Source organism: Rhodovulum steppense (genome assembly GCF_004339675.1).
Classification (GTDB): domain Bacteria; phylum Pseudomonadota; class Alphaproteobacteria; order Rhodobacterales; family Rhodobacteraceae; genus Rhodovulum; species Rhodovulum steppense.
This window is the reverse complement of record NZ_SLVM01000005.1, coordinates 34,590-59,668: the sequence shown is the minus strand read 5'-3', so window position 1 is coordinate 59,668 and position 25,079 is coordinate 34,590. Positions and strand designations below refer to the sequence as shown.

Genomic DNA, 25,079 nt, shown 5'->3' with positions numbered 1-25,079 from the left:
CGGGCGCTGCCCCGGGCCGCGCGGGACCGGAACGCTGTTCGCGCCTGCGGGTCCGGCGGGAACTGGCGGTCGCGGGCCGGTGCCGCGCGCGAACCAGGGTGCGGCACGGGGGACGGGGGCGGGACGGGCGTTCTTATTTCACCCGCAGCCCCGAAACCGGCCCGGCTTGACCTTGGGCGGGGGGCGGCTCACCTTGTCGACCGTGATGCGGCAAACGCCGCGCCCTCAGGAGAGACAGATGCCCGTCAAGAACCGCCTCGCCGAATTGCAGGACGAGATCGCCGAATGGCGGCGCGATATCCATGCCCATCCCGAACTGATGTACGACCTGCCGCGCACCTCCGGACTGGTGGCGGCAAAGCTGCGCGCGTTCGGCTGCGACGAGGTGGTGGAGGGGATCGGCCGCTCGGGCGTGGTCGGTGTGATCCGGGGGCGCACGGACAGCCGGGGGCGGGCAATCGGGCTGCGCGCGGACATGGACGCGCTGCCCATCATCGAGGCGACGGGGCTGCCGCATGCCTCGAAACATCCGGGCAAGATGCATGCCTGCGGCCATGACGGGCATACCGCGATGCTCTTGGGGGCGGCGAAATATCTGGCCGAGACGCGCAATTTCGACGGGAATGCGGTGGTGATCTTCCAGCCCGCCGAGGAGGGCGGCGCGGGCGGCAAGGCGATGGTCGAGGACGGGCTGATGGAGCGGTTCGGCATCCACGAGGTTTACGGCATGCACAACATGCCCGGCCTGCCGGTGGGCGAGTTCGCGATCCGCACCGGGCCGATCATGGCCGCGACCGATGATTTCGAGATCGCCGTCACCGGCAAGGGCGGGCATGCCGCCAAGCCGCATGAATGTATCGACACGGTGCTGGTGGCCAGCCAGATCGTCGTGGCGCTGCAATCCATCGCCTCGCGCGGCATCGACCCGCTGAAACAGGTCGTCGTCTCGGTCTGCACGGTCGAGACCGACAGCAAGGCCAGCAACGTGATCGCCCAGAATGTGCGGATGCGCGGGACGGTGCGCAGCCTTGAGGAAGCGGTACGCGACCGGGCCGAGGCGCAGTTCCGCCGGATCGTCGAGCATATTGCGGCTGGTTTTGGCGCGCGGGCCGACATTGCCTGGCGGCGCGGCTATCCGGTGACCGACAATGCCCCCGACCAGACCGAGTTTGCCGCGCAGGTGGCCGAATCCGTCTCGGGCCGGGTGCGCCGCGACGTGGCGCCGATGATGGGGGGCGAGGATTTCAGCTACATGCTGAACGCACGGCCCGGCGCCTATATCTTTGTCGGCAATGGCGACACGCAGATGGTGCATCACCCCGAATACGAGTTTTCCGACGCGGCGATCCCGTTCGGATCGTCCTGGTTTGCAGGCATGGTCGAGGCGCGGCTGCCTGCCGCCTGAACCCGGGCCTGTGCGGATCGTGCATCTTTCGGGAACGCGCACGCTGAGGTAGTCTGATCCCCGCTCGGGCAGGGTTCAGACGAAAGGAAACCCCATGGCAGGCAAGCAGGATTCCACCTTCATCAAGAGTGTGGCCCCCTTCGACTATGTGATGAGCGATTACACTTGGCACCTGGACCGGAACAGCGCCACGCCGTTCTCGGATTTCTTTGGGCTGCCGATGGTGTCGCGCAAGGCATCGACAACGCGGCTGAACACCGACTGGCCCACGCCCTTGTCGTCGTTCTTCTATTTCCCGATGATCTCGCGCCGGAAATCGGGGATGCGGCTGAGGACGGGCAAGCGGTTCCTGTCGCTGCGCTGAGCCCTCAGCCCGCGATGGCGGCCAGCGGGGCGGGCCAATGCGCGCGCTCGAGCGTGGGCAGGACATGCGCCGCGCCGGTGAAATCCTCGTGGTCGGTATAGGCGCTGGGGGTGACGATCACCGGCAGCCCCGCGCCCATGGCCGAGAGCAGGCCATTGCGGCTGTCCTCGAAGGCAAGGCAGGCATCGGGGTCCAGCGCCAGCCGCGCAAGGGCCAGGTCGAACACATCGGGCGCGGGTTTCTTGGCCGCCACCTCGTCGCCCGCGGCGATCACGTCGAACACCTCGCGCGCCGCGCATCCCCAGCAGCAGCGCGCCAGCGCCTCGACATTGGGCAGGTTGGTGGTGGTCGCAACCGCCAGACGCAGCCCCGCATCCCGCGCGGTGGCGATCAACTCGGCCACGCCGGGGCGCAGCGCCAGACCGCCCGCGGCCAGTATCTCGCCATAGCGGGCGGTCTTTTCGCGGTGCAATTGCGCGATCTCATCGTCGCTCAGCCGCGCCGCCCCGTCGGGCAGGCCGGCCTGAAAGGCCAGCATCCGTTCCTTGCCGCCGGTGGTGCGCAGCAGGCGGCGATACGCCTCGCGGTCCCAGGACCAGTCAAGGCCCCAGGCCGCGAAACTGTCATTGAACGCCCGCCGATGCGCCTCTTCGGTTTCGGCAAGCGTTCCGTCGACGTCGAAGACCAGCGCCCGCAGGCTCATCGCAGCTCGTCGGCCAGCCGGGCGACGATGGCCACCGCAACGTCGAAATCCGAGAAGCGCGCATCCTGCGGGATGTCGTCCACGTCATCGGCGCGGTGATAGCCCTCGGTGAAGAGGGCAAAGCGCATCCCCGCCTTCCATGCGCATTCCGCGTCGATCTCGCTGTCGCCGACATAGACCGCCACCGTCGCGCCCAACCGTTCCTTGACAGCCAGCGCGACGGCAGGATCGGGTTTCTTCACGTCCAGTGTATCGCCGCCGACCACCGTTCCGAAATAGGGGCCGATCCCCAGCCGGTCGAGAATCGCGCGCGAGACGGCCTCGGGCTTGTTGGTGCAGACCCCCATCGCCCAGCCTTCGTCGCGGAACTGTTCGACCGCATCCTTGACGCCGGGAAACAGCGTGGTCAGCGTGGCCGGGTCGGCCTCGTAATGGCGCATGAAGGTTTCCACCATCGCCGCCTGCCGCGCCGGGTCCAGCCCGCGCGCTGCTATCACCCGCTCGATCAGCACGGGCACGCCATTGCCGATGAAGCCGCGGATGGTGTCCAGCGGCAGTTCGCCATCGCCGGTCTCGGCCAGCGTGCGGTTGACGGCTGCATGGATGTCGGGCGCGCTGTCGATCAGCGTTCCGTCGAGGTCGAAGATGATGGCCTTCACGCGGCGTCCTTCCATTTGATCGAGCAGCCCATCGACGGGATCTGCTCTTGCGGTCCCTGGCCGGTCTCGGCCACCTGTTTCATCGCCTCGTAAAGGTCGCGGCGCAGATCCGGCGGACCCGCCTCCTTGCGCGAGGCATCCAGCCGCCCGCGATATTGCAGCCCCAGCCCGGCATCGAAGCCAAAGAAATCCGGGGTGCAGACGGCGTCATACGCCTTTGCGACCGACTGATCCTCGTCATAGAGATACGGAAACGGAAGCGCCAGTTCCTGCGCAAGCCGCTGCATGTTCTCGAAGCTGTCGGCAGGATAGGTGGCGGCGTCGTTCGAACTGATCGCGGCCACCCCGATTCCCAGCGCCTGAAGATCGCGCGCATCGCGGATGATCCGGTCGCGCACCGCGATCACATAGGGGCAGTGATTGCAGATGAACATTATCAGCGTGCCCTTGGGTCCGCGCACATCCTCCAGCGTCCAGGTCCGCCCGTCGGTGCCGGGCAGCGAGAAAGCGGGAGCTTTCCAGCCGAAATCGCAGATGGGGGTCGAGACGGCCATCATTCGAACTCCATTTCCGTGTAGACGATGCCTGCATTCTTTGTCGCCAGTTCCTCGAACGTGTCGAGATGCGCAAACGGGCTCTGGTCGACATAATAGGCGTCGTCGAGTGTTCCGCCAGAATCGATATGTTCGGCGATCTGCTCGCGCAGATAGACCAGATAATCGCGGGTATAGCGGCGGACTTGGGCCATGTTGGTGGGATGGCCGTGCCCGGGGATGACGTAAAGCGCGCCCAGGGGTTCGAAGGCGGTATCCCAGGTCTCGATCCAGCAGCTTGTGCAGGTCTCGGCAAAAATCGGCGGCATGCGCTCGTGGAACGCGATGTCGCCCGCGATCACCAGCCGTTCGTCGGGCAACCAGACCGAGACGTCGCCCTCGGAATGGGCGGGGCCGAGATAGAGAACCTCGATCTTCATGCCGCCCATCTCGATGTCGTAGCGGTCTTCGAAGGTGATGGTGGGGCCCACCGCTTCGGTGCCTTCGGCGTTTTCGAGGGCGTAACGCTTCATGCCTTCGAGGATCTGGAAGGAATTGTCCTCGAACACGGTCTTCGCCTCGACATGAGCCACGATGTCGACGCCTTGCGCCGCCCAGTAGCTGTTGCCCAGCATCGCATGGCCCTGGCCGTTCTCGTTGATGACCAGTCGCACGGGCTGGTCCGTGACGGCCCTGATCTCGGCATGCAGCGCCTCTGCGAGTTTCGCGTTGGCGCCCCCGTTGACGACGATCACCCCGTCGCCGGTGACGAGGAAGGACAGGTTGTTGTTGTGGCCCGCGTTTTCGTAGGTGGGCGGCGCGGTGGCGCCGATGGCCGAGAAGACATTGGGGATCACTTCGACGGGCTTCGAATAGAGCACCGACTGCGGGTATTTGTCGGGGATGTCCTCGCTGGCGAAGGCGGGTGCGGCCAGCAGGGCGCAGAATAGTGCCTTGCGGATCATGGTTGTCTCCTCCCTTTTGACGCAAGCATAGACAGATTTGAATGTGTCTGGCCAGTGCGGGATGCGCCCCGTGCGATTCCCGCTTGCAATCGGTTGTCCGGGCCGGTCTTTCATCGGGGCATGGGCATCGCGATGTTCTATCACCTCACCCGCCGCCCGATCGAGGCGACGCTGCCCGCGCTTCTGGACAAGTCGCTGGCGCAGGGCTGGCGTGTCGTGGTGCGGGGGGGCGATGCCGGGCGGCTTGACTGGCTGGACGAACGGCTGTGGCAGGGCGACGGGTTCTTGCCGCACGGCCGGGCGGGGGGCGCGTTCGACGCCGATCAGCCGGTTCTGCTGACCACGGGCGCCGACATCCCGAACGGGGCGGTCTGCCTGATGGCGGTCGATGGCGCGCAGGTCACACCGCAAGAGGCCGCGGCGATGGAACGGGTCTGCATCCTGTTCGACGGCAACGATCCCGGCGCGGTCGAGGCGGCGCGCGGCCAATGGCGGACACTGACCGGGGCAGGGCTGCGCGCGCAATACTGGTCCGAGGACTCGGGGCGCTGGGAGATTCGGCGCGACAGCGGGGGCTAAGCACCCTCAGCGGGTCAGGATCATCCGGTCGCGCACAAGCTCGATCCGTGCAAAGCGGTTGAGATAGCCCATGCCCAGCAGCGATTCCCGCATCTCGCCCGAATTGACGAAGGCGCGGACGCCGCGATCCTCGATCGGTCCCAGTTCCACCAGATCCAGCCGCACCGGCGCGGTGCGCACCACACCGTTCGCAGTGCGCGCCTCGGCGATATAGTCCAGCGCATCGGGGTCAAGCCCCACCCGCTGCGCATCGCGCCGGGTCAGGACCACGTCCGTCGCGCCGGTATCGACCACGAATCGTACCGGCGCGCCGTTGATCCGGACCGTCAGGTAGTAATGCCCGTCCGGCGCGCGGGGCACCTCGACACGGGCCTGATCGGCGAACACCTCCTGACGCGGGGCCACGTCGCGGCGGATGTCCGACCACAGCCCGAAACCCGCGATCACGCCCACGAAGATCAGCCCCCAGATCGCCGCCTGTTGCGCGACCTGGCCCAGACGGTGGCGGTTCGCGACGAAGAAATACCCGGCAATCGCCGAGCCGAGCAGCACGAGGTAAAGCAGTCTTGCAAGGCTGTCGCCGTCCATGGCCTTCCTTTCTGGTTCCTTTTCCGGATATAGGGACCGGCCCCGCAATCGCGAGGGTGTCAGACCGGCGCAAGCCCGAAATCGCGCAACCCGTCCAGCACGAACTGCACCGACAAGGCCGCCAACAGCATCCCCAGAAGCCGCGTGACCACGTTGATTCCGGTCCGCCCCAGCGCGCGTTCGATCAGCCCGGCCGCCAGGAACATCAGCAGCACGACCCCGATCACCGCCAGCATCACCAGATGGATCAGCACCATCGCGACCGGTTCGCGCCCGGCCGCGCCGATCAGCAGGATCATCGTCGCCATTGCGCCGGGCCCCGCGATCAGCGGCGTTGCCAGCGGAAAGACCGACGGATCGGGGCGATCCTCGTGCGCCTGATCCTCGCGCCGTTTCGTGCGCCGTTCGAACAGCATGTCAAGCGCGGTCAGGAACAGAAGGATCCCGCCCGCGATGCGGAAGGCGGGCATCGAGATGCCAACGAATCCCAGCACCTGTTCGCCGAAGATGCCGAACAGCGTCAGCAGGCCGATGGCGATGGCGGCGGCGCGGAACGCGATGGCACGGCGCGCGCGCGAGTCGATGCCCTGGGTCAGCGCCACGAAGAGCGGCGCCAGCCCGATCGGGTCGATCACCACGAACAGCGTGACAAAGGCCGATATGTAGAAGGTCGGGTCCAAGTCAGCCCTCGGCCTGTTCAAGGCTTTCCATCGCGGCAAGCCAAAGCGCCTCGGCCCGGGCCAGCGCCTCCTCGACCTCGGCGAACTTGCGTTGCCACAGGATCCGGTCGTTCTGGCGCGCAGGATCGTACAGCGCAGGATCGGCCAGCTTCTCGGCCAGCTTCTCGCGCATCTCGCTCAGCGTCTCGACCCGTGATTCGCATTTGCGCGCCTCGGCCCGGGCCGCCATCACCGCCTCGCGCGAGGGTTTCTTCGCCGCGGGTTTCGCGGGTTTCGCCGTTTCGGGGGCCTCGCTTGCCAGCAGCATCCGGCGATAGGCGTCCAGATCGTCGTCATAGGGGCTGACCCGGCCATCCTTCACCAGCCACAGCCGGTCCGCCACCAGCGACAGCAGGTGCATATCATGGCTGACCAGAATCACCGCGCCGGTATAGGCGCTCAGCGCCTCGACCAGCGCCTCGCGGCTTTCGATGTCCAGGTGGTTGGTCGGCTCGTCCAGAATCAGCAATTGCGGCGCATCCAGCGTGGCCAGCAGCAACGACAGCCGCGCCTTCTGCCCGCCCGACAGCCGCGCCACCGCTGTTTCGGCCTGATCGGCCCCCAGACCGAATCCCGCCAGCCGCGCGCGCAGCCGTGCGGGTGCGTCGTCTGGCCGGGCGCGGCGCAGGTGGTCGAGCGGTGTCTCGTCCAGATGCAGCTCGTCCACCTGATGCTGGGCGAAATAGCCCACGCGCAGCCTGGCCGCCCGCGTCACCCGCCCCGACAGCGCGGGCAGTTTCCCCGCCAGCAGCTTGGAAAAGGTCGATTTCCCTTCGCCATTGCGCCCCAGAAGCGCGATCCGGTCGTCCTGATCGATTCGCAGGCTCAGGCGCGACAGCACCGGCTTGCCGTCATAGCCGACCGCGGCGCCTTCCATCGCAAGGATGGGGGGCGACAATTCCTCGGGCTCGGGAAAGGTAAAGACGGTGCGCGCGGCATCCTCGGGGGCGGCGATGGGCTCCAGACGCTCCAGCATCTTGAGCCGGGCCTGGGCCTGACGCGCCTTGGACGCCTTGTAGCGGAAACGGTCGACGAATCCCTGAAGATGGGCGCGGCGCAATTCCTGTTTCTTGGCTTCGGCCGCCTGCACGGCCCGGGCGGCGGCGCGGGCGCGGGCAAAGGCATCATAGCCGCCCGCGTAAAGCGTCAGCTTGCGATTCTCGAGATGCAGGATATGGCCCACCGCTCGGTTCAGCAGCCCGCGGTCATGCGAGATCAGGATCACCGTATAGGGATAGCGCGCGAGATAGGATTCGAGCCACAGCGCCCCTTCGAGGTCGAGATAGTTGGTGGGTTCGTCCAGCAGCAGCAGGTCGGGGCGCGCGAACAGCACCCCCGCCAGCGCGACCCGCATCCGCCAGCCGCCCGAAAAGGCCGAGCAGGGCATCGCCTGTTCGGCCTCGGTAAAGCCCAGCCCCTTGAGAATCGCCGAGGCGCGGGCCTCGGCCGACCAGGCGTCGATATCGGCCAGCCGCGTCTGGATCTCGGCGATGCGGTGGGGGTCGGTCGCGGTCTCGGCCAGCAGCGCGGCGCGTTCGGTATCGGCGGCCAGCACCGTATCGAGCAGCGAGACCTCGTTGCCGGGTACCTCTTGCGCAACGGACCCGATCCGGGCGCGGGCGGGGAGGGCGATCTCGCCCGATTCCAGCGCAAGCTCGCCGCGGATCAGCCGGAACAGCGTGGTCTTGCCCGCCCCGTTGCGGCCCACCAGCCCGACCTTGTGGCCATCGGGAATCACCGCCGAGGCGCGCTCGAACAGCGGGCGGCCCTCGATGGCAAAGGAAATCTCGTCGATGCGCAGCATGCGCGGTCAGTGCCAGCCCCGCCGCGTGCCGTCAATCGCGGCTTTTCACCGGACAGGCCCCATGCTAGCAGGGCCGCGATTTTTCCCGCACCCCCGCGCGGGGGTGCCGCAGCACACAAGGACATCCGACATGGCGATCCAGCGCACCTTCTCGATCATCAAGCCCGACGCGACGCGCCGCAACCTGACCGGCGCGATCAACGCGAAACTCGAAGCAGCGGGCCTGCGCATCGTCGCGCAGAAGCGCATCCACCTGACCAAGGCGCAGGCCGGCGTGTTCTATGCCGTCCACAAGGAGCGCCCCTTCTATGACGAACTGTGCGAGTTCATGGCCTCCGAACCGATCGTCGTGCAGGTGCTGGAAGGCGAGAATGCGGTCGCGAAGAATCGCGAAGTGATGGGCGCCACCAACCCCGCCGAGGCGGCCGAGGGCACGATCCGCAAGGAATTCGCGCTGTCGATCGGCGAGAATTCGGTGCATGGCTCGGATGGCGAGGACACCGCCGCGGTCGAGATCGCCTATTTCTTCTCGGGCCTCGAACTGGTCGGCTGAGGGCGCGGCCGCCTTCGGAAACAGGCCAGAAAATTCGAAGGGCCGGTCCGCCTGGGTCGGCCCGTTCCCATGGTCAATCCCCGGTTCTTGCGGCTTGTCCGGGGGACCAGATGCAAGACGCCCGCGCAGACCTTGGGTCGGCGCGGGCGTCGGGGCGTCGTTCAGGCTTATTGCTGGTGCGCTGCGATGGCGTAGTACTTGCGCTCGCTGAGCAGCTTCCAGCCCATGCGCGCGGACAGCGGGTAGGGCTCGGCGGTGGTCAGCACGACATTGCCTTCGCCCTTACCGCCCAGAAGATCCCAGCCCATCTTGCTGGACAGCGGCGTCGGGTTCGACGTCTTCAACTCGATGTTCGGTTTCTTGTCCGACAGCAGCGCGACGCCCAACGCGTCCGAGAACATCGTGGTGCTCTTGCTGCGGTCGATCTTGACATCGGTCATGTGCTGGTTGGCTGCGAGTTTCGGCATCCAGGCGTCCCAGGGATAGGTGTTCATCGTTCCTCCAGAGTTCTTTTCAGGGTCTGTGTCGCCGTCGGATGCGAAAGCTTGGTTCCGGTCCAACAAGAACGACAGTTGCAGTTTGGCACCCCGATTACCCCATCCGCAGGCGCCAAGATCAAGGGTCCGCAGGGTCGCAGGCCGTGGGGCTGCGACTCCTGCGACAGGCTGTCAGGGCTGCTCAATATGCCGCACGATCCGGGGCCTCTGTAAGCCTACGTTGACATTGCCAACGTCAATCGCTTGTGACATCGTTTCTAAGTGACGAGGCTGGACCGGCAGCGTCGCGGACATGAAAGTGGAAGCGGTTGACCGGTCTGGTGTTGTCGAAGAGGTGCAGGTTCTGCACGCCAACGCAGTCGAAACCATATTGGGGAGACGACAATATGACTGACGATCCCAACAAAGTCTGGCCGACCGGCCTGACGCTGGCCGAAGCCGAAGAAGTCCACAAGCAAGTGATCGATGGCACCCGCGTGTTCGGCGCCATCGCGCTCGTCGCGCACTTCCTGGCTGCCGTCGGCACGCCGTGGCTCGGCTAAGAGGAGTACCAACTCATGAACAACGCGAAACTCTGGCTCGTCGTTAAGCCGACCGTCGGCATCCCGCTCTTCCTGAGCGCCGTTGCCATCAGCTCGTTCCTGGTCCACCTGGGCCTCGTGACCCAGTCCGGCTTCTTCGCCGACTACTACAAGCAAGACGCCGCCGTGGTCACCACCACGGAAGCCGACGCGGCCTAAGGGTCTGCGATCCGTGTAACGAACACGGCGAAGGCCGGGGATCAGTCCTCGGCCTTCGCATCTCGGCCCTCCCGTCAGGGCCTGACACGTGGAAACGCGCGCCCGCGGGCAATCGGAATACGGCCGCGACGCGTCGCGCCGTGCGGAGAGCGACCGCATGAATCGACTTAGCCGGATGGCGATCCAGGGTATCGCTAACGCAGGCATGCGTGTGATGCCCTTTGCCGAGGCGGCCAGCGACGATCTGCCCCTGTCGCGTCTGTTGCGCCTTGCCCTGTTCCAGGTGTCGGTCGGCATGGCCATGGTGCTGCTGGTCGGCACGCTGAACCGCGTGATGATCGTCGAACTCGAGGTGCCTGCCACCATCGTCGGCGTGATGATCGCGCTGCCGCTGCTGTTCGCGCCGTTCCGGGCGCTGATCGGGTTCAAGTCCGACACCCACAAATCTGCCCTTGGCTGGCGCCGCGTGCCCTATATCTGGAAGGGCACGCTGCTGGCATGGGGCGGCTTCGCGATCATGCCGCTGGCCTTGATCGTGCTGTCGCAACAGCAATTCGCGGCCGATGCGCCGCTCTGGGTCGGTCTTGTCAGCGCGGCGCTCGCCTTCCTGCTTGTGGGGGCGGGCGTGCATATCGTCCAGACCGTCGGGCTTGCGCTGGCCACCGATCTGGCACCCCGCGAGGATCAGCCCAATGTGGTCGGGCTGATGTATGTGATGATGCTGGTCGGCATGATCGTGAGTGCTCTTATCTTCGGCAGGTTGCTGGAGGATTTCAGCCATCCCAAGCTGATCCAGGTGATCCAGGGCGCGGCGGTGATGACGCTGGTCTTCAACGTTCTTGCGATCTGGAAGATGGAGGCGCGCGACCGCGAGCGGGCCTATCGCCAGCGCGTCAATCCCGAGCCCGACCCCAGTTTCTCGGATGCCTGGGGGCTGTTCATGCGCGGCGCCAATCCACGTCGGCTGCTGTGGATCATCGGGCTTGGCACGATGGGCTTCGGTCTGGCCGAGGTGCTGCTGGAGCCCTATGGCGGCGAGGTGCTGGGAATGTCCGTCGCCTCGACCACGCGGCTGACCGCAACGCTGGCGATGGGCGGGCTGATCGGCTTTGCGCTGGCCTCGCGCGTGCTCAGCCGCGGCGCCGATCCGATGGTGATGGCGGGTGCGGGGGCGCTGGTGGGGGTGCCGGCCTTTGCGCTGATCACCTTCTCGGCCACGCTGCAAAGCCCGGCCATCTTCATCATCGGCACGGGGCTGGCCGGGTTCGGGGCGGGGCTGTTCAGTCACGGCACCCTGACCGCCACCATGCGCGCCGCCCCGAAGGAGCAGGTCGGCCTTGCGCTGGGCGCCTGGGGCGCAGTGCAGGCCACGTCGGCAGGCGTGGCGATCGCGCTGGGCGGGATCGCGCGTGACCTGATCCTGTTGTCGCCCTTCTCGGGGCTGTTCGGCCCGGCAACGCCCTATTTCTTCGTCTATGGGGCCGAATTGCTGTTTCTTGTCGTGACGGTCGTGGTGGCCTACCCGCTTGTTGCGCAAAAGGTTTTCGGTGCCGAGCGTCGCTCGACCTGAGCGGCATCACGTTTCCGCGCTTCGGCCTTCAATCCCTGCGCCGCTTGGACCAGTATGGGCGGCGACAGGGGGCGCGACTTGGCCGAATCGAACAAATCCCCAACGCTTGCAGCATTGTTTGCGCTGGCGCTCGCCGCGCCGCCCGCGCTGGCGGCCGAGGTGCGGCTGTCCGCGCCCGGCGCATCGGACGGGTTGCGCGACGCGCTCAGGGCTTCTGCGCTCAGCCTTGAGGCTGCCGAAGGGGCGGATGCCAGCGCGCAGGACATCCTTGCCGCCGCCCGGGCCGATTACGCCCGGCTGATCGGGGCGCTTTATGCGCGCGGCTATTACGCACCGATCATCCGCATTCGGCTCGACGGGCGAGAGGCGACCGAGATCTCGCCGCTGTCGCTGCCCGACAGGATTTCGCGCGTCGAGATCGACATCGAAACCGGCCGCCCCTTCGCCTTTTCCACGGCGCAGATCGCCCCACTGGCGCGGGGCACCGAATTGCCCGAGGGCTTCGCCCCAGGCAAGCGCGCGCGCAGCACCGCGATTCGCGATGCCGCAACGGCGGGCGTCACGGGCTGGCGCGCGACAGGCCATGCCAAGGCACGCGTGGGCGAACAGCGCATCACCGCGCATCATCCCGGTGCCACGCTTGATGCGCGGCTGGGGCTGGTGCCCGGGCCGGTGGTGCAGTTCGGCGATCTGGTGATCGCCGGGCGCACGGCGGTAAGGCCGGAACGGCTGCGGGCGATTGCCGGGCTACCCACTGGAAAACGCTTCGATCCCGAGGCGCTGGAGCGCAGCGCCGACCGGCTGCGCCGCACAGGCGCCTTCCGCTCGATCAGCCTGGCCGAGGCCGAGACGCTGGACCCGGACGGGCGCATGGACATCACGCTGAACGTCACCGACGACAAGCCGCGTCGGCTGGGTTTCGGCGCCGAGCTGTCCTCGCTCGAAGGTGTCGCGCTGTCGGCCTTCTGGCTGCATCGCAACCTGATGGGCGGGGCCGAGCGGCTGCGCTTCGACGCTGCGATCTCGGGGATCGGCGGCACCGAAGGCGGCGGCGAGGATTACCGGCTGGCCCTGCGCCTTGACCGCCCGGCCTTCATCGGCCCCGATACGGGACTTTTTGCGCTGGCCGCCATCGAGCGTCTGGACGAGCCCGATTCCCGCGAGAATACCGCCCGGTTCGGTATCGGGCTGACGCGCACGCTGTCGAAACGCCTGGCGGGCGAGGCGGCCCTGCTGTTCAGCTATTCCGACGTGCGCGACGGTCTGGGCAGCCGCAGCATGACCCATGCGATGCTGCCGGTCTCGGCCACAAGGGACGACCGTGACAACCTGCTGAACCCCACGGGCGGGAGCTATCTGGGCCTTGGCGTGATGCCCTTCCTCGCGTTGGGGGGCGAGGCCGAAAGCGGCGCGCGGCTGACGGCCGATGCACGGCTCTATCGCGGCATGGGCGAACGGGTGGTTCTGGCGGGGCGGCTGCAATTCGGCTCGATCCTCGGCGCGGGGGCCGAGGGCGTGCCGCCCGCGCTGCTGTTCTTCTCGGGCGGCGGCGGCACGGTGCGCGGCCAGCCCTACCAGTCGCTGGCGGTCGATCTGCCCGGCGGCGAGCGGATCGGCGGGCGGTCCTTCGTCGGGCTGTCGGCCGAGGCGCGGGTGGCGGTGCGCGGCAGTATCGGTCTGGTGGCCTTTGCCGATGCGGGATTCGTCGGCGCGGAGTCGTGGCTTGGCGAGGGCGACTGGCATTCGGGCGCGGGGCTGGGGCTGCGCTACGATACCGGCATCGGCCCGATCCGGGTGGATATCGCGGCACCCGTGGGCGGCGGCACTGGGGATGGCGTGCAGATCTATATCGGCATCGGGCAGGCCTTCTGATGCGATTGCGGCTTGCCCTTGTCCTGATGATCGCCGCCGCCCAGCCGCTGGCCGCGCAAGACGATGACCGCAGCCTGCTGGAGCGGTTCCTGGCCGACCGGCTGTCCTCGGCCGGGCGCGAGATCGACATCACCGGCTTTCGCGGCGCGCTCTCGTCGCAGGCTAGGCTCGATACGCTGACCATTGCCGATGCCGAAGGGGTCTGGCTGACGATCCGCGGGGCCGAGCTTGACTGGTCGCGCGCTGCGCTCTTGCGCGGCCGGGTCGAGGTGAACCGCCTGCGCGCCGAGGAGATCGAGTTGACCCGGCTCCCCGTGGGCGATCAGGGCGCCCGGGTCGAGGATGCCGAGGCGCAGCCCTTCCAGTTGCCGGACCTGCCCGTTGCGATCCAGATCGGCGAGGTCGCGACGCCCCGGCTGGCACTGGGCGAGGCAGTGCTGGGCCAGTCGGCCGAACTTGCGATCACGGCCGCGCTGCGGCTGGCGGGCGGGGCGGGTGCGGTCGATCTGAGCGCGACGCGCAGCGATGCCGAGGGGCGCTTTGCGGTGGTGGCTTCCTATGCCAACGAAAGCCGCGACCTTGCGCTCGACATCGCGCTGACCGAGGGGGCGGGGGGGCTGGTCTCGGGCCTTCTGGGGCTGCCGGGCGGCCCGCCGGTTGCGCTGACGCTGGCGGGGGCTGGGCCGCTGACGAATTTCGGCGCCGATCTTGCGCTGGCGACCGACGGGGTTCAGCGCGTGACCGGCCGCTTCACGCTGGACGAGCCCGCGGACAGCCCCGGCACCGCGCGTTTCGCGCTGGACATCGCGGGCGATGTCGCGCCGCTGGTGGCCGAACAGGCCCGGCCCTTCTTTGGCGATGCCGCGCGCGTGCAGCTTGCGGGCACAAGGCGGGCCGATGGCGGCACCGAACTCTCGCGCCTCGATCTGGAAACCGGCGCGCTGACGCTGGGCGGCACGCTGACGCTGGCCCCGTCGGGCCTGCCCGAGCGGCTGGCGCTGGACGGCACGCTGACCGGCCCCGTCGCGCTGCCGCTTGCGGGCCCTGAAACCCGCGTCGATGGTGCGCAGCTGACCGCCCGTTTCGATGCCGCGCTGGGCGAGGAATGGCAGGCCGAGGCGGTTCTGGACGGGCTTGCGCGCGAGGGGCTGGCGCTTGGCCGGGCCGCGATTGCGGGCAGCGGCACGATCCGGCCCGTCAGCCCCACCGCGCTGACCGCCGATCTGACCTTTGTCGCGACCGGCCTTGCCCATGATGATCCCGCCCTTGCCCGGGCGCTGGGCGATGCGCTGCGCGGCACCGCGCGGATCGTCCATGCCGAAGGGGCCGATCTGCGGCTCGACGCGCTGCGGCTGGATGCAGGCGGGCTGCGCGCCACGGCCAGCGGCACGCTTGGCGCGCTGCGGGCGGGCCTGCCGCTGGATGGACAGGCCGAACTGGCGCTGGACGATCTGGCCCGGATCGCGCCGCTGACAGGCGCCGCGCTGGGTGGCGCGGCCGAGGCGCGGGTTCAGGGCCGCTATGGGCTGCTCGACGGGGTGTTCGACCTGCGCCTTGCGGCCGACACACGCGATCTGACGACCGGGACGCCGCGACTCGATCCGCTGCTGGCCGGGGTGGGCAGGTTGTCGCTTGCGGCCGCGCGGGGGCCTGCGGGGACCGCGCTGCGCGCGCTGGCCATCGAAATGTCCGCGCTGCGCCTGACGGCCGAGGGTGAGTTGTCCACCGCCGCGGCGGGCCTGCGCCTGTCGGGCGAGGTCCGCGATCTGGCGCGGGTCGATGGGCGGCTGTCCGGGCCGGGCAGCATCGAGGCGGGCCTTGGCTGGGAGGAGGGCGGCCGCATCCGCATAGACCGGCTGGAGGCGACGGGCGCGGGCGCGCGGCTGACGGCCACGGGCGCGGTCAGCCCCGACGATCCGGCGCTGCCCGGCGAAGGGCGCGTCACGCTTGCCGCGCGCGATCTTGCACCCTTCTCGGGGCTTGCCGGGCGTCCGTTGCGCGGGTCGCTTGATGCCACGCTGACCGGGGCGGGTGCGCTGCGCGGCGATCTGCGCGCCGAGCTTGACGCGCGCGGGCAGGGGCTGGCGCTGGGGCTTGGCGCCATCGACCGGCTGATCGGCGGCGAAAGCCGGATATCGGCCCGCGGCGCGCGCCGCGACGGGGCGCCGATGATCGAGGCGCTGGATCTGTCCACGCCGGTCCTGCGCGTGAGCGCGACCGAAGCCGGGGGCGGCGCGCTGACCCTGTCGGGGCGGTTGTCCGATCTTGCGCTGCTGGCCCCCGGCTTTCCCGGCCCGCTGACGGTCACGGGCCGGGCGCAGCCCGGCAATGGCGATGTGCGGCTTGCGCTTGACGCGACCGGGCCGGGCGGCACAACCGCGCGGCTGGCGGGGTCGCTCGCGCTGGACGGCGCGCGGGCCGATCTGACCGCATCGGGCACGGCGCCGCTTGCGCTGGCCAACGGCTTCATCGCGCCGCGCAGCCTGGACGGGCAGGCGCGCTATGATCTTGCGCTGCGCGGGCCGCTGGCGCTGTCCTCGCTGTCGGGCCGGGCGGTGACCGAGGGGGCGCGACTGGCGCTGCCGACGCTGGGCCTTGCCGTGACCGATATCGCCGGCTCGGTCGCGCTTGCGGACGGGAGAGCGCAGATCGACCTTGGCGGGGCGTTTGACGGGCGGGGCCGCGTGACTGTCGCGGGGCCGGTGATACTGGCCGCTCCCTTCGACGGCGATCTGGCGATCGCGCTCGACCGCGCCCGGATCAGCTATGACACGCTCTTCGAAACCCGCCTTGATGCACGGCTGAGCATGCGCGGGCCGCTTGCAGGCGGGGCGGGGATCGCGGGCCGGATCGACCTTGGCCGCACCGAGATCGCGGTGCCCTCCGGCGGGGCCACCGCGAGCGGTCCGATTCCTGACGTCGTCCACATCGGCGAAAGCGCGGCCTCGCGCGCCACCCGCGCGCGTGCCGGGCTGCTGGGCGGGGCGGGGCGCGAAGGGGGCGGGCGGCCCTATCCGCTGGACCTGACGATCCTTGCGCCGGGGCAGGTCTTCGTGCGCGGTCGCGGGCTTGATGCCGAGGTGGGCGGCACGCTGCGACTGCGCGGCACCACGGCCGATATGATCCCCGATGGCCGGTTCGACCTGATCCGCGGGCGGCTCGACATCCTGTCGCGGCGTTTCGACCTGACCGAGGGACAGGTCTCGCTCCAGGGCGCGCTCGACCCCTATCTGCGCTTCGTGGCGGCGACGCAGACCGGCGACATCACCGCTCGGATCCAGCTTGACGGCCGGGCCAGTGCGCCGGAAATCCGCTTCCTGTCGGATCCCGACCTGCCCGAGGACGAGGTGCTGGCGCGGCTTCTGTTCGGGCGCGGCATCGAGCAGCTTTCGGCGTTCCAGGCAGTGCAACTCGCCACCGCGGTCGCGGGGCTGGCGGGCGGAAATGGCGGCGGACTGCTGGGCCGGGTCCGCGAGGGCACCGGGCTGGATGATCTAGACCTGCGCCAGACCGCCGATGGCGAAACCGAGGTCAGCGTGGGCAAGTATCTGTCGGACGATCTTTACTCCGAGGTGACGGTCGATGGTGCGGGCCAGACCCGGATCGAGCTGAATTTCGATCTTTCGCCCCAGGTCACGGTGCGAGGACGGCTGGGGGCCGAAGGCGATACAGGCATCGGCATCTTCTACGAACGCGATTACTGACCTGACAGCGCGGCGCCTCAGCCATTGCCCCTGCGCACGAAACGGGCGGCTTCGGCGGCGGCGGTGCGCAGCGCGCGGGCCTTGTTCACCGTCTCCTGCCACTCGGCCTCGGGGTCGCTGTCATAGACCACGCCGCCGCCCGCCTGGATATAGAGCTTGTCATCCTTGACGACAGCCGTGCGCAGCGCGATGCACATGTCCATCTCGCCCCCGGCCGAGAAATAGCCCACGCCGCCGCCATAGACGCCGCGCTTTTCGGGCTCCAGCTCGTCGATGATCTCCATCGCGCGGACCTTGGGCGCGCCGGACACCGTGCCCGCGGGCAACCCGGCCAGCAGCGCCGACAGCGCATCCTCGCCTTCGCGGATTTCGCCCACCACGTTCGAGACGATATGCATGACATGCGAATAGCGTTCGATCACGAATTCCTCGGTCGGCCGCACGGTGCCGATCCTGGCCACGCGCCCCACATCGTTGCGACCCAGATCCAGCAGCATAAGATGTTCGGCCAGTTCCTTCTGATCGGCCAGCAGGTCGGCCTCATGGGCCTTGTCTTCCTCGGGCGTGGCGCCGCGCGGACGGGTTCCGGCGATGGGCCGGATCGTCACCTGCCCGTCGCGCAGCCGCACAAGGATCTCGGGGCTGGCGCCGATCACCTGGAAGCCGCCGAAATTGAAGAAGAACATGAAGGGCGAGGGGTTCGTGCGCCGTAGGCTTCGGTACAACGCAAAGGGCGGCAGCGGGAAATCCTGCGTCCAGCGCTGGGCGGGCACGACCTGAAAGATGTCGCCCGCGCGGATATATTCCTTGGCCTTTTCCACGGCGGCCATGTAGCCGTCCTTGGTGAAGTTCGAGACCGGCTCGCCCACCTCGCGCGCCTCGCCGAAATCGCGGGTCTCGGCGGGCACCGCGCGGTCAAGATCGCGCAGCGCGTCCATCACCCGCTCGGCGGCCTGGGCATAGGCCGCGCGCGCCGACAGCCTTGGTTCGGGCCGGGCGGGCGAGACCACCGTCACCTCGCCCTTGACCCCGTCCAGCACCGCGACGACCGAAGGGCGCAGCATCACCGCATCGGGCAGGCCCAGCGGGTCGGGATTGACATCGGGCAGCCGCTCGACCAGCCGGATCATGTCATAGCCCAGGTAGCCGAACAGCCCCGCCGCGATGGGCGGCAGATCGTCGGGGATCTCGATCGCGCTTTCGGCCAGCACCGCGCGCAGCGTGTCCAGCGGGCTGCCCGCCATCGGTTCCCACGCAGCCGCGTCGAACCGGGCGTGGCGGTTGACGCGGCTGGTTTCGCCCCGGCATTCCCAGATCAGGTCGGGTTTCAGGCCCACGACCGAATAGCGCCCGCGCACCTCGCCGCCGGTGACCGATTCCAGCATGAAGCTGTCGGTCCGCGCGCCTGCAAGCTTCAGCATCAGCGATACCGGCGTGTCCAGATCGGCGGCCAGCCTTGCATGGACCAGTTGCGCCTTGCCGGCCTCGTAGGCGGCCTCGAATGCCGCGAATTCGGGAACGATCTTCGCCATGGGCCTACCGGAACTGGGCGTGAACGGCGTTAAGCGCCGATTGGTCAAGCGTCAGGCCGACGGCGTTCACCAGTTCCTGCGCGAAATAGCCATACAGATCCTGTGCCATGCCCTGACCGGCCTGCGCGGCGATGGTGTCGCGCAGGAATCCCGCGGCCAGGTCGTCGGGATCGGGCGGCAGGATCGCGTCCAGCCGGATCAGCCAAGCCCCTTCGCCCGCGGTGACGACGCGGGTTTCCCCCGGCGCGGCCATGTCGAACAGCGCCTCGCCCAGTGCCGCAGGCGTCAGCCCGCCCCGCGACAGCGCCGCCTCGGTCTCCACCGGATGGCCCAGCGCGTCGAACGCCTCGCCCGTTGCAACGCGGCCCGCAAGTGCGGCGGCCTGCCGGCCAAGCCGCGCGCGCGTCTCGGCCGCGCGCCAGTCGGCAGCGACCTCGGTGCGGACCTGTTCCAGCGGGCGCAGGGCGGGCGGCAGATCGGCATCGAGCCGCAGCGCAAAGATGCCGCCATCCTCAAGTTCCAGAAGCTCGGGGAAATCGCCCGCGGCCAGATCGGCGGCCGCATCGCGGAAGGATTCATAGGCCGCGATGCCATCGGCGGGTTCGCCGGTAAAGTCGATGCGGCCCAGCTCCATCTCTGTCTCGGCGGCCAGATCCTCCAGCGTCGCCCCGGCGGCCAGACGGTCGTCGTAATCGTTGACCAGATCGCCGATCATCCGGGCCGCGCGGTCACGGATCGACTCGTCGACAAGCGCTTCGCGGGCATCCTCGAAGCTGGTCTCGCGCGCGGCCAGGATGCCGTTCACGCGAAAGATCGCGGGGCCGATATCGGACAGGTGCGGGCCGGTGACGCCGGGGCCGTCCAGCGCAAAGACCGCCGCCCCCGCCGCGCCGCCGATGCCAAGCTCGGTGGCATCGCCCAGATCGACATCCGACAGACGCAGCCCGCGCGCCTCGACCGCCGCCTCGAACGTGCTTTCCCCCGCCGTGATCGCCGCCATGACGGCAGCGGCCTCCTCCTCGGTGGGGAAGACCAGCCGTTCCACCAGACGGCGCTCGGGCTGCACGAACTCGTCGATCCGGTCCTCGTAAAGCTCGCGCAGCAGCGCCTCGTCGGGTTCGATCCGGTCCAGCATCATCTCGGGCGTCAGCCAGGCATAGGTGATCTGGCGGATGCTGGGCGCGGTATAGGCGGCGGGGTTCGTCTGGTAATAGGCGGCGATCTCGGCCTCGGTCGGGTCGGGAACGGGCGCGTCCAGCGCGGCGGCGTCCAGCCGGATCAGGCTAGCGCTGCGCCGTTCGGCGATGAAATTGTAAAGCGTGTCGGCATAGGTCTCGGGCTCGCCAAGCCCCGCCATCACGCCCGCCTGCAACAGCGAGCGCGCGGTATCCTTGCGGATCTGCTCCTCGAACTGGGCGACGGTCAGCCCGTTCTGCTGCAACACGAAACGATAGGTCTCGCGGTTGAATTGTCCATCGGTCCCCTGAAAGGCAGGCACCTCCAGGATCTCCCGGGCGATCCGCGCGTCGCCGACCGAGATGCCGATCCGGCGCGTCTCGTTGTCCAGCGCGGCATCGCCGATCAGGCGCGCGCGCACCTGTTCGAGCAGCCCGCCCGCCTCGGCCTCGGCGAATGTGACGACCCGCCCCGTTTCCGCCTGCTGGGCGTTCAACTCGCGCCGAAGCGCGCGGGCATAGGAGTCCACGGCGATCTTCTCATCGCCGACTTCGCCGATGGAGTCGATCGAGCCGCCGAAATTCGAGATGCCGAAGCCGCCGAGCCCAAGGATCAGAAGCCCCATCAGGACCCAGACGGCGGCCCGGGATGCCTGTTTTCCGACGGATTTGGACATGGGTCTCGCCTCCCTGCGCTGGCGCGTTTCCGACGCTGTGTAGGGGTTTGCGGCCATCCCCGCAAGCGTCAGGGGCGGAAGGCCGAGAGCCGCTCGAAGAGCCGCCCGATGCCCTGCAGGTCGATATTTGCGAAGGCGATCCGCACCTGCTGGCGTGCGCCCGTATCAGCCTCGGGCAGGAACATCGTGCCGGGCAGCAGCAGAACGCCCGCCTCGGCCACCAGCCGACGGGCAAGGTCGTCGGACGTAATCGGCCAGGGATGGGCGGCATAGGCGAAATAGGCACCGGCCCCCATCAGGGTCCAACCCTCCAGCGCGGCAAACCCTGCCTCGATCGCCGCGCGCCGTTCAAGGATCTCGGCCCGTTCCCCCGCCAGCCATTGCCCGAGATTGCGCATCCCCCAGAGTGCCGCGCGCTGGCCCAACTGGTTCGGACAGATCGCCACGGTGTCGAGGAATTTCTCGGCCTCGGCCAGCCTGTCCTCATGCGCCACCATTGCGCCGACGCGGTGGCCGGTCAGCCGATACGCCTTGGAGAAGGAATAAAGCTGGATCAGCGTATCGGACCAGTCGGGATCGGCGAACAGATCATGCGGCGCGCCGGTGCCGGAATGGAAGTCGCGATAGGTCTCGTCAAGGATCAGCGCGATGCCGTGGCGGCGGCACAGCGCCAGGAAATCGGCGATCAGTTCGCGCGGGTATTCGACACCCGCGGGATTGTTCGGCGTCACCAGCACGATGGCGCGGGTGCGCCCGGTTATCAGTTGCGCGGCGCGTTGGACCTCGGGGATCAGGCTGTCGCCGGTGGGCAGCGGCACGGTGCGGATCCCGGCCATGTCCAGCCACATCTTGTGGTTGAAATACCAGGGAGTTGGCAGGATGACCTCGTCCCCGTCGCCCGCAAGCGTCGCCATCGCCGCGCAGAACGCCTGGTTGCAGCCCTGGGTGATCGCCACCTGTCCCGCACCGATCCGGCCGCCATAGGCGGACGACCATTGCGCCGCGACTTCCGCGCGCAGTTCGGGCAGGCCAAGGACCGGGCCGTAAAGATGCGCCGCCGGATCGGTCAGTGCGGCCTCGGCAATGGCCTTGCGCAGCGGCTCGGGTGGGGGCTCCATCGGGGCGGCCTGGCTGACATTTATCAGCGGTCGGTGGGCGGGAAAGGCGACCCCCTGCAACCAGCGCCGCGCCTCCATCACCGGGGGCGCAAAGGTGGCTGCCATGCGTGGGTTCATCGGGCGCGGCATGGCTCAGGTGCCCCGGTAGGGTTCCACATATTGCAGCGCCATGTCCCAAGGGAAGAAGATCCAGGTGTCCTGGCTGACCTCGGTGATGAATGTGTCGACCATCGGTTTGCCCATCGGCTTGGCATAGACGGTCGCCACATGTGCCTTGGGCATCAACTGGCGCACGACCTCCAGCGTGCGGCCGGTATCGACGAGATCGTCGACGATCAGAACGCCTGTACCGTCGCCAATTACGTCCATGTCGGGGGTCTTGATGACGCGCGGTGCGGTCTGGGTCTGGTGATTGTAGGATTTCACGCTGATCGTGTCGACGATCCGGATATCCAGCTCTCGCGCCACGATCATCGCGGGCGCCATGCCTCCGCGCGTGATCGCCACCACCGCTCGCCAGGCACCGGAATCGGGCCCGTGCCCGTCCAGCCGCCAGGCAAGCGCGCGCGAGTCGCGATGGATTTGGTCCCAGCTGACGTGAAAGCCCTTCTCGTGGGGCAGGCGGTCGGACGGCGACATGGGCGTTCCTCTCTGGCTCGCGTCACTTGCGCCCGGTGACCGCGTCGATATCGGGCGCGTCCACGGCCTTCATGCCGACGACGTGATAGCCCGCATCGACATGGTGCACCTCGCCGGTCACGCCGCTGCCCAGATCGGACAGCAAGTACAGCGCCGATTTGCCCACCTCGTCCTGGCTGACATTGCGCCGCAAGGGCGAGTTCAGTTCGTTCCACTTCATGATGTAGCGGAAATCCCCGATGCCGCTGGCCGCCAGCGTCTTGATCGGCCCGGCGCTGATCGCGTTCACGCGGATGCCGTCCTTGCCCAGATCCTCGGCCAGATAGCGCACCGAGGCCTCCAGTGCGGCCTTGGCCACCCCCATCACGTTGTAATGCGGCATCACCCGTTCCGCACCGTAATAGGTCAGCGTCAGCGCCGACCCGCCCTCGGTCATCATCCGCGCGGCGCGTTGCACGACGGCGGTGAAGGAGAACACCGAGATGTCCATCGTCATCGCGAAATTGTCGCGCGTGGTGTCGACATAGCGGCCACGCAGCTGTTCCTTGTCGGAAAAGCCGATGGCGTGGACGATGAAATCCAGCCGGTCCCAGCGTTCCGAGAGCCCGTCGAACAGGTTGTCCAGCGATGCTTCTTCCGACACGTCGCATTCCAGCACGATGTCCGAGCCCAGGCTCTCGGCCAGCGGGCCAACGCGCTTCTTCAGCGCCTCGCCCTGATAGGAAAAGGCCAGTTCCGCCCCATGGGCGGCGCAATGCTGCGCGATGCCCCAGGCGATGGACTTGTCGTTGGCAAGCCCCATGATAAGGCCACGCTTGCCTTCCAAGAGTTTCGTTGACATCCGGCGTCCCTCGATCACCTTGCAAGAAGTTGACGCGGGTGTAGGGCAATTGCCCCGACCTATCAAGACCGCCAGACCCGGGGCAGGAGCGCATAGGAAATGACCGACAGGCAGGGGATTTTCGCCGGCGATGACCCTTTCGGGATTGCAAGGGACTGGCTGGCCGAGGCGGCGAAGACCGAGCCGAACGACCCCGACGCGATCGCGCTGGCGACAGTCGATGCCGATGGCCTGCCGAATGTGCGCATGGTCCTGCTCCGCGAGATCGAGGCGGATGCCTTCGTCTTCTACACGAATTACGAGAGCGCGAAGGGCTCCGAGATTTCCGCATCCGGCAAGGCCGCATTCGTGCTACACTGGAAAACGCTCAGACGTCAGGTGCGGGTGAGGGGCGTGACCGAACGGGAAGACGGTGAGAAAGCGGATGCCTATTTTGCGTCGCGTGCGCTTCAAAGTCGTCTTGGCGCATGGGCTTCGCGGCAATCGCGGCCGCTGGAGTCGCGGGGTGCGTTGATGGCCGAAGTGGCGCGGGTGACGGCACGGAAGGGAATGGCGCCAAGTCGGCCGCCCTTCTGGGGCGGTATCCGGCTCAGGCCGCTGGAAATCGAGTTCTGGGCCGACGGGGCGTTCCGTCTGCATGATCGATTTTGTTGGCGACGCGATACGGTCGATGCGGCTTGGCAGATTACGCGGCTTTACCCCTGACATTCGCGCTTCGCGAATGGCAGGCTTCTGCGCGGGGCTCGGGAATCGACTTGCATCGTCGTCCGGGTCTGTGAAAAGGGAGTGCCCGGGGGGGATCGGTGCATCCGGTTAAGGGATCATGACCAGGGACAACGAACTGCCACCCCGGCGTGTCGAGGGGCATGTGAAATGGTTCGACCCGACCAAGGGGTTTGGCTTCGTCGTGGCCGAGACCGGCGGGCCGGACATCCTGCTTCACGCCAATGTCCTGCGGAACTTCGGACAAAGTTCGGTGACCGACGGGGCTGGCGTGGAACTGATGGTACAGGAGACGGCGCGGGGGCTTCAGGCGACTGAGGTCTTGCGCATCGACCCGCCCGTGCATGGCGACAGCCCGGTCTTCGAGGACGCGCTGCGGCTCGAACCCGAGGAACTCGCGGCGCTGCCGTTGGAACCTGCGCGGGTCAAATGGTTCGACAAGTCCAAGGGCTTCGGCTTTGCCAATGTGTTCGGCCGTCAGCAGGACGTCTTTGTCCATATAGAGGTGCTGCGCCGATCAGGTCTTGCCGATCTGCAGCCCGGCGAGGCGATCGTGATCCGTGTGACCGAAGGCCAGCGCGGACAATTGGCGGTGATGGTGGGGCCATGGGAAAGTGCAGTCTCGGGCAATTCGCAGGGCTGATCCTTGGACTTTCGCTTGCGCTGGCAGGCTCCGCGGCAGCGGATTGTGCCGAGAACCATGTCGATCTTCGCGGTGACTGGGGCAGCGCGCGCTTCTCCGTCGAGATCGCCGATGACGAGATGTCTCGTGCCCGTGGGCTTATGCATCGCGAGACGATGCCCGCCTCGGCGGGGATGCTGTTCGTCTATGATCAGCCGCAGCGCGTGGCGTTCTGGATGGAGAACACGCTAATTCCGCTCGACATGATCTTCGTCGGCCCCGAGGGGCTGGTGCTGAGGGTGCATCAGAACGCCCGCCCGCTCGACCGCACGCCGATCGACGGGGGCGAGGGGGTTCTGGCGGTGCTGGAAATCAATGGCGGGCTGGCGGATCGGCTGGGGATCGGCCCGGGCAGCGAGTTGCGCCACCCCGCCTTTGGCCCGGATGCGGCCTGGCCCTGTCCCTAATTCGCTTCCCTTGCGCCGCGGCGGACGCTA

Annotated in this window: 25 protein-coding genes; 12 read left to right on the top strand and 13 right to left on the bottom strand. The window is 67.9% G+C overall.

Features of this window, described 5'->3' with window-relative positions; translation table 11 throughout:
* The first annotated feature begins 238 nt into the window (after positions 1-238).
* Entirely contained in the window at positions 239-1,405 is a 1,167-nt protein-coding gene (locus EV216_RS04580; protein WP_132693889.1) for a M20 aminoacylase family protein, read from the top strand.
* 94 nt (positions 1,406-1,499) lie between these two features.
* Positions 1,500-1,769: a hypothetical protein gene (locus EV216_RS04575; protein WP_132693888.1), complete on the top strand. Its 270-nt coding sequence runs from the start codon at positions 1,500-1,502 to the stop codon at positions 1,767-1,769.
* Positions 1,770-1,773: 4 nt separating this feature from the next.
* Here EV216_RS04575 and EV216_RS04570 read toward each other — a convergent pair whose 3' ends face one another.
* The 4 genes from EV216_RS04570 to EV216_RS04555 are packed head-to-tail and all read right to left on the bottom strand — an operon-like array spanning position 1,774 to position 4,629.
* On the bottom strand, positions 1,774-2,472 hold the full coding sequence (locus EV216_RS04570; protein ID WP_132693887.1) for an HAD family hydrolase: 699 nt from the start codon (positions 2,470-2,472) through the stop codon (positions 1,774-1,776).
* Positions 2,469-3,131, bottom strand: a complete 663-nt coding sequence (gene gph, locus EV216_RS04565; protein WP_243641965.1) for a phosphoglycolate phosphatase — start codon at positions 3,129-3,131, stop codon at positions 2,469-2,471. The genes EV216_RS04570 and gph overlap by 4 nt, the downstream gene beginning before the upstream one ends.
* Positions 3,128-3,685 (bottom strand): thioredoxin family protein, encoded by a 558-nt coding sequence (locus EV216_RS04560; protein WP_132693885.1) that lies wholly within the window; start codon positions 3,683-3,685, stop codon positions 3,128-3,130. Before EV216_RS04560 ends, gph begins: the two co-directional genes overlap by 4 nt.
* Positions 3,685-4,629 carry an MBL fold metallo-hydrolase gene (locus EV216_RS04555; protein WP_132693884.1) on the bottom strand — a complete coding sequence of 315 codons (945 nt, stop codon included), beginning with the start codon at positions 4,627-4,629 and terminating at the stop codon, positions 3,685-3,687. The genes EV216_RS04560 and EV216_RS04555 overlap by 1 nt, the downstream gene beginning before the upstream one ends.
* A 120-nt stretch (positions 4,630-4,749) precedes the next feature.
* On the opposite strand from EV216_RS04555, the gene EV216_RS04550 reads away from it, so the two are divergent.
* The gene (locus EV216_RS04550; RefSeq protein ID WP_132693883.1) at positions 4,750-5,208 is read left to right on the top strand and encodes a DNA polymerase III subunit chi; all 459 of its coding nucleotides are present in this window, start codon (positions 4,750-4,752) and stop codon (positions 5,206-5,208) included.
* A gap of 6 nt (positions 5,209-5,214) precedes the next feature.
* On the opposite strand, the gene EV216_RS04545 is transcribed toward EV216_RS04550, so the two are convergent.
* Genes EV216_RS04545 through EV216_RS04535 form a run of 3 tightly spaced genes read right to left on the bottom strand, consistent with a single transcriptional unit; the run spans position 5,215 to position 8,319 of the window.
* Complete coding sequence (locus EV216_RS04545) at positions 5,215-5,796, bottom strand: retropepsin-like aspartic protease family protein (RefSeq protein ID WP_132693882.1); 582 nt, start codon at positions 5,794-5,796, stop codon at positions 5,215-5,217.
* 59 nt (positions 5,797-5,855) lie between these two features.
* A complete protein-coding gene (locus EV216_RS04540; RefSeq protein WP_132693881.1) occupies positions 5,856-6,476 on the bottom strand; it encodes a MarC family protein in 621 nt (206 codons plus the stop codon).
* Position 6,477: 1 nt separating this feature from the next.
* Entirely contained in the window at positions 6,478-8,319 is a 1,842-nt protein-coding gene (locus EV216_RS04535; protein ID WP_132693880.1) for an ABC-F family ATP-binding cassette domain-containing protein, read from the bottom strand.
* Positions 8,320-8,449: 130 nt separating this feature from the next.
* On the opposite strand from EV216_RS04535, the gene ndk reads away from it, so the two are divergent.
* Positions 8,450-8,872 carry a nucleoside-diphosphate kinase gene (gene ndk / locus EV216_RS04530; RefSeq protein ID WP_132693879.1) on the top strand — a complete coding sequence of 141 codons (423 nt, stop codon included), beginning with the start codon at positions 8,450-8,452 and terminating at the stop codon, positions 8,870-8,872.
* A 167-nt stretch (positions 8,873-9,039) separates the two neighbouring features.
* Here ndk and EV216_RS04525 read toward each other — a convergent pair whose 3' ends face one another.
* Positions 9,040-9,366 (bottom strand): hypothetical protein, encoded by a 327-nt coding sequence (locus EV216_RS04525; protein WP_132693878.1) that lies wholly within the window; start codon positions 9,364-9,366, stop codon positions 9,040-9,042.
* A gap of 389 nt (positions 9,367-9,755) precedes the next feature.
* Between EV216_RS04525 and pufB the strand changes: the two genes are divergently transcribed.
* The 5 genes from pufB to EV216_RS04500 all read left to right on the top strand — a co-directional run bounded on the left by pufB (position 9,756) and on the right by EV216_RS04500 (position 17,255).
* The gene (gene pufB, locus EV216_RS04520; protein WP_132693877.1) at positions 9,756-9,911 is read left to right on the top strand and encodes a light-harvesting antenna LH1, beta subunit; all 156 of its coding nucleotides are present in this window, start codon (positions 9,756-9,758) and stop codon (positions 9,909-9,911) included.
* 15 nt (positions 9,912-9,926) lie between these two features.
* Positions 9,927-10,109: a light-harvesting protein gene (locus EV216_RS04515; protein ID WP_132693876.1), complete on the top strand. Its 183-nt coding sequence runs from the start codon at positions 9,927-9,929 to the stop codon at positions 10,107-10,109.
* A 205-nt stretch (positions 10,110-10,314) separates the two neighbouring features.
* A complete protein-coding gene (locus EV216_RS04510; protein ID WP_279388189.1) occupies positions 10,315-11,679 on the top strand; it encodes a PucC family protein in 1,365 nt (454 codons plus the stop codon).
* 78 nt (positions 11,680-11,757) lie between these two features.
* Complete coding sequence (locus tag EV216_RS04505) at positions 11,758-13,551, top strand: autotransporter assembly complex protein TamA (RefSeq protein WP_243641964.1); 1,794 nt, start codon at positions 11,758-11,760, stop codon at positions 13,549-13,551.
* Positions 13,551-17,255 (top strand): translocation/assembly module TamB domain-containing protein, encoded by a 3,705-nt coding sequence (locus tag EV216_RS04500; protein ID WP_132693873.1) that lies wholly within the window; start codon positions 13,551-13,553, stop codon positions 17,253-17,255. The genes EV216_RS04505 and EV216_RS04500 overlap by 1 nt, the downstream gene beginning before the upstream one ends.
* A gap of 17 nt (positions 17,256-17,272) precedes the next feature.
* On the opposite strand, the gene trpE is transcribed toward EV216_RS04500, so the two are convergent.
* The 5 genes from trpE to fabI form a co-directional block, all read right to left on the bottom strand.
* The gene (gene trpE, locus EV216_RS04495) at positions 17,273-18,787 is read right to left on the bottom strand and encodes an anthranilate synthase component I (RefSeq protein WP_132693872.1); all 1,515 of its coding nucleotides are present in this window, start codon (positions 18,785-18,787) and stop codon (positions 17,273-17,275) included.
* Between the two features lie 4 nt (positions 18,788-18,791).
* Positions 18,792-20,639, bottom strand: coding sequence for a peptidylprolyl isomerase (locus tag EV216_RS04490; protein ID WP_165899146.1), 1,848 nt, complete (start codon positions 20,637-20,639; stop codon positions 18,792-18,794).
* Between the two features lie 68 nt (positions 20,640-20,707).
* Positions 20,708-21,886: an aminotransferase gene (locus tag EV216_RS04485; protein ID WP_132693870.1), complete on the bottom strand. Its 1,179-nt coding sequence runs from the start codon at positions 21,884-21,886 to the stop codon at positions 20,708-20,710.
* Between the two features lie 3 nt (positions 21,887-21,889).
* On the bottom strand, positions 21,890-22,396 hold the full coding sequence (gene gpt / locus EV216_RS04480; RefSeq protein WP_132693869.1) for a xanthine phosphoribosyltransferase: 507 nt from the start codon (positions 22,394-22,396) through the stop codon (positions 21,890-21,892).
* Between the two features lie 22 nt (positions 22,397-22,418).
* Entirely contained in the window at positions 22,419-23,237 is an 819-nt protein-coding gene (gene fabI / locus EV216_RS04475; protein ID WP_132693868.1) for an enoyl-ACP reductase FabI, read from the bottom strand.
* 99 nt (positions 23,238-23,336) lie between these two features.
* Between fabI and pdxH the strand changes: the two genes are divergently transcribed.
* From pdxH to EV216_RS04460, 3 genes are all read left to right on the top strand, one after another.
* Positions 23,337-23,942, top strand: coding sequence for a pyridoxamine 5'-phosphate oxidase (gene pdxH, locus EV216_RS04470; RefSeq protein ID WP_132693867.1), 606 nt, complete (start codon positions 23,337-23,339; stop codon positions 23,940-23,942).
* Positions 23,943-24,060: 118 nt separating this feature from the next.
* Positions 24,061-24,603, top strand: a complete 543-nt coding sequence (locus tag EV216_RS04465; protein ID WP_132693866.1) for a cold-shock protein — start codon at positions 24,061-24,063, stop codon at positions 24,601-24,603.
* The gene (locus EV216_RS04460) at positions 24,567-25,049 is read left to right on the top strand and encodes a DUF192 domain-containing protein (protein ID WP_132693865.1); all 483 of its coding nucleotides are present in this window, start codon (positions 24,567-24,569) and stop codon (positions 25,047-25,049) included. The genes EV216_RS04465 and EV216_RS04460 overlap by 37 nt, the downstream gene beginning before the upstream one ends.
* The last annotated feature ends 30 nt before the right edge of the window (positions 25,050-25,079 follow it).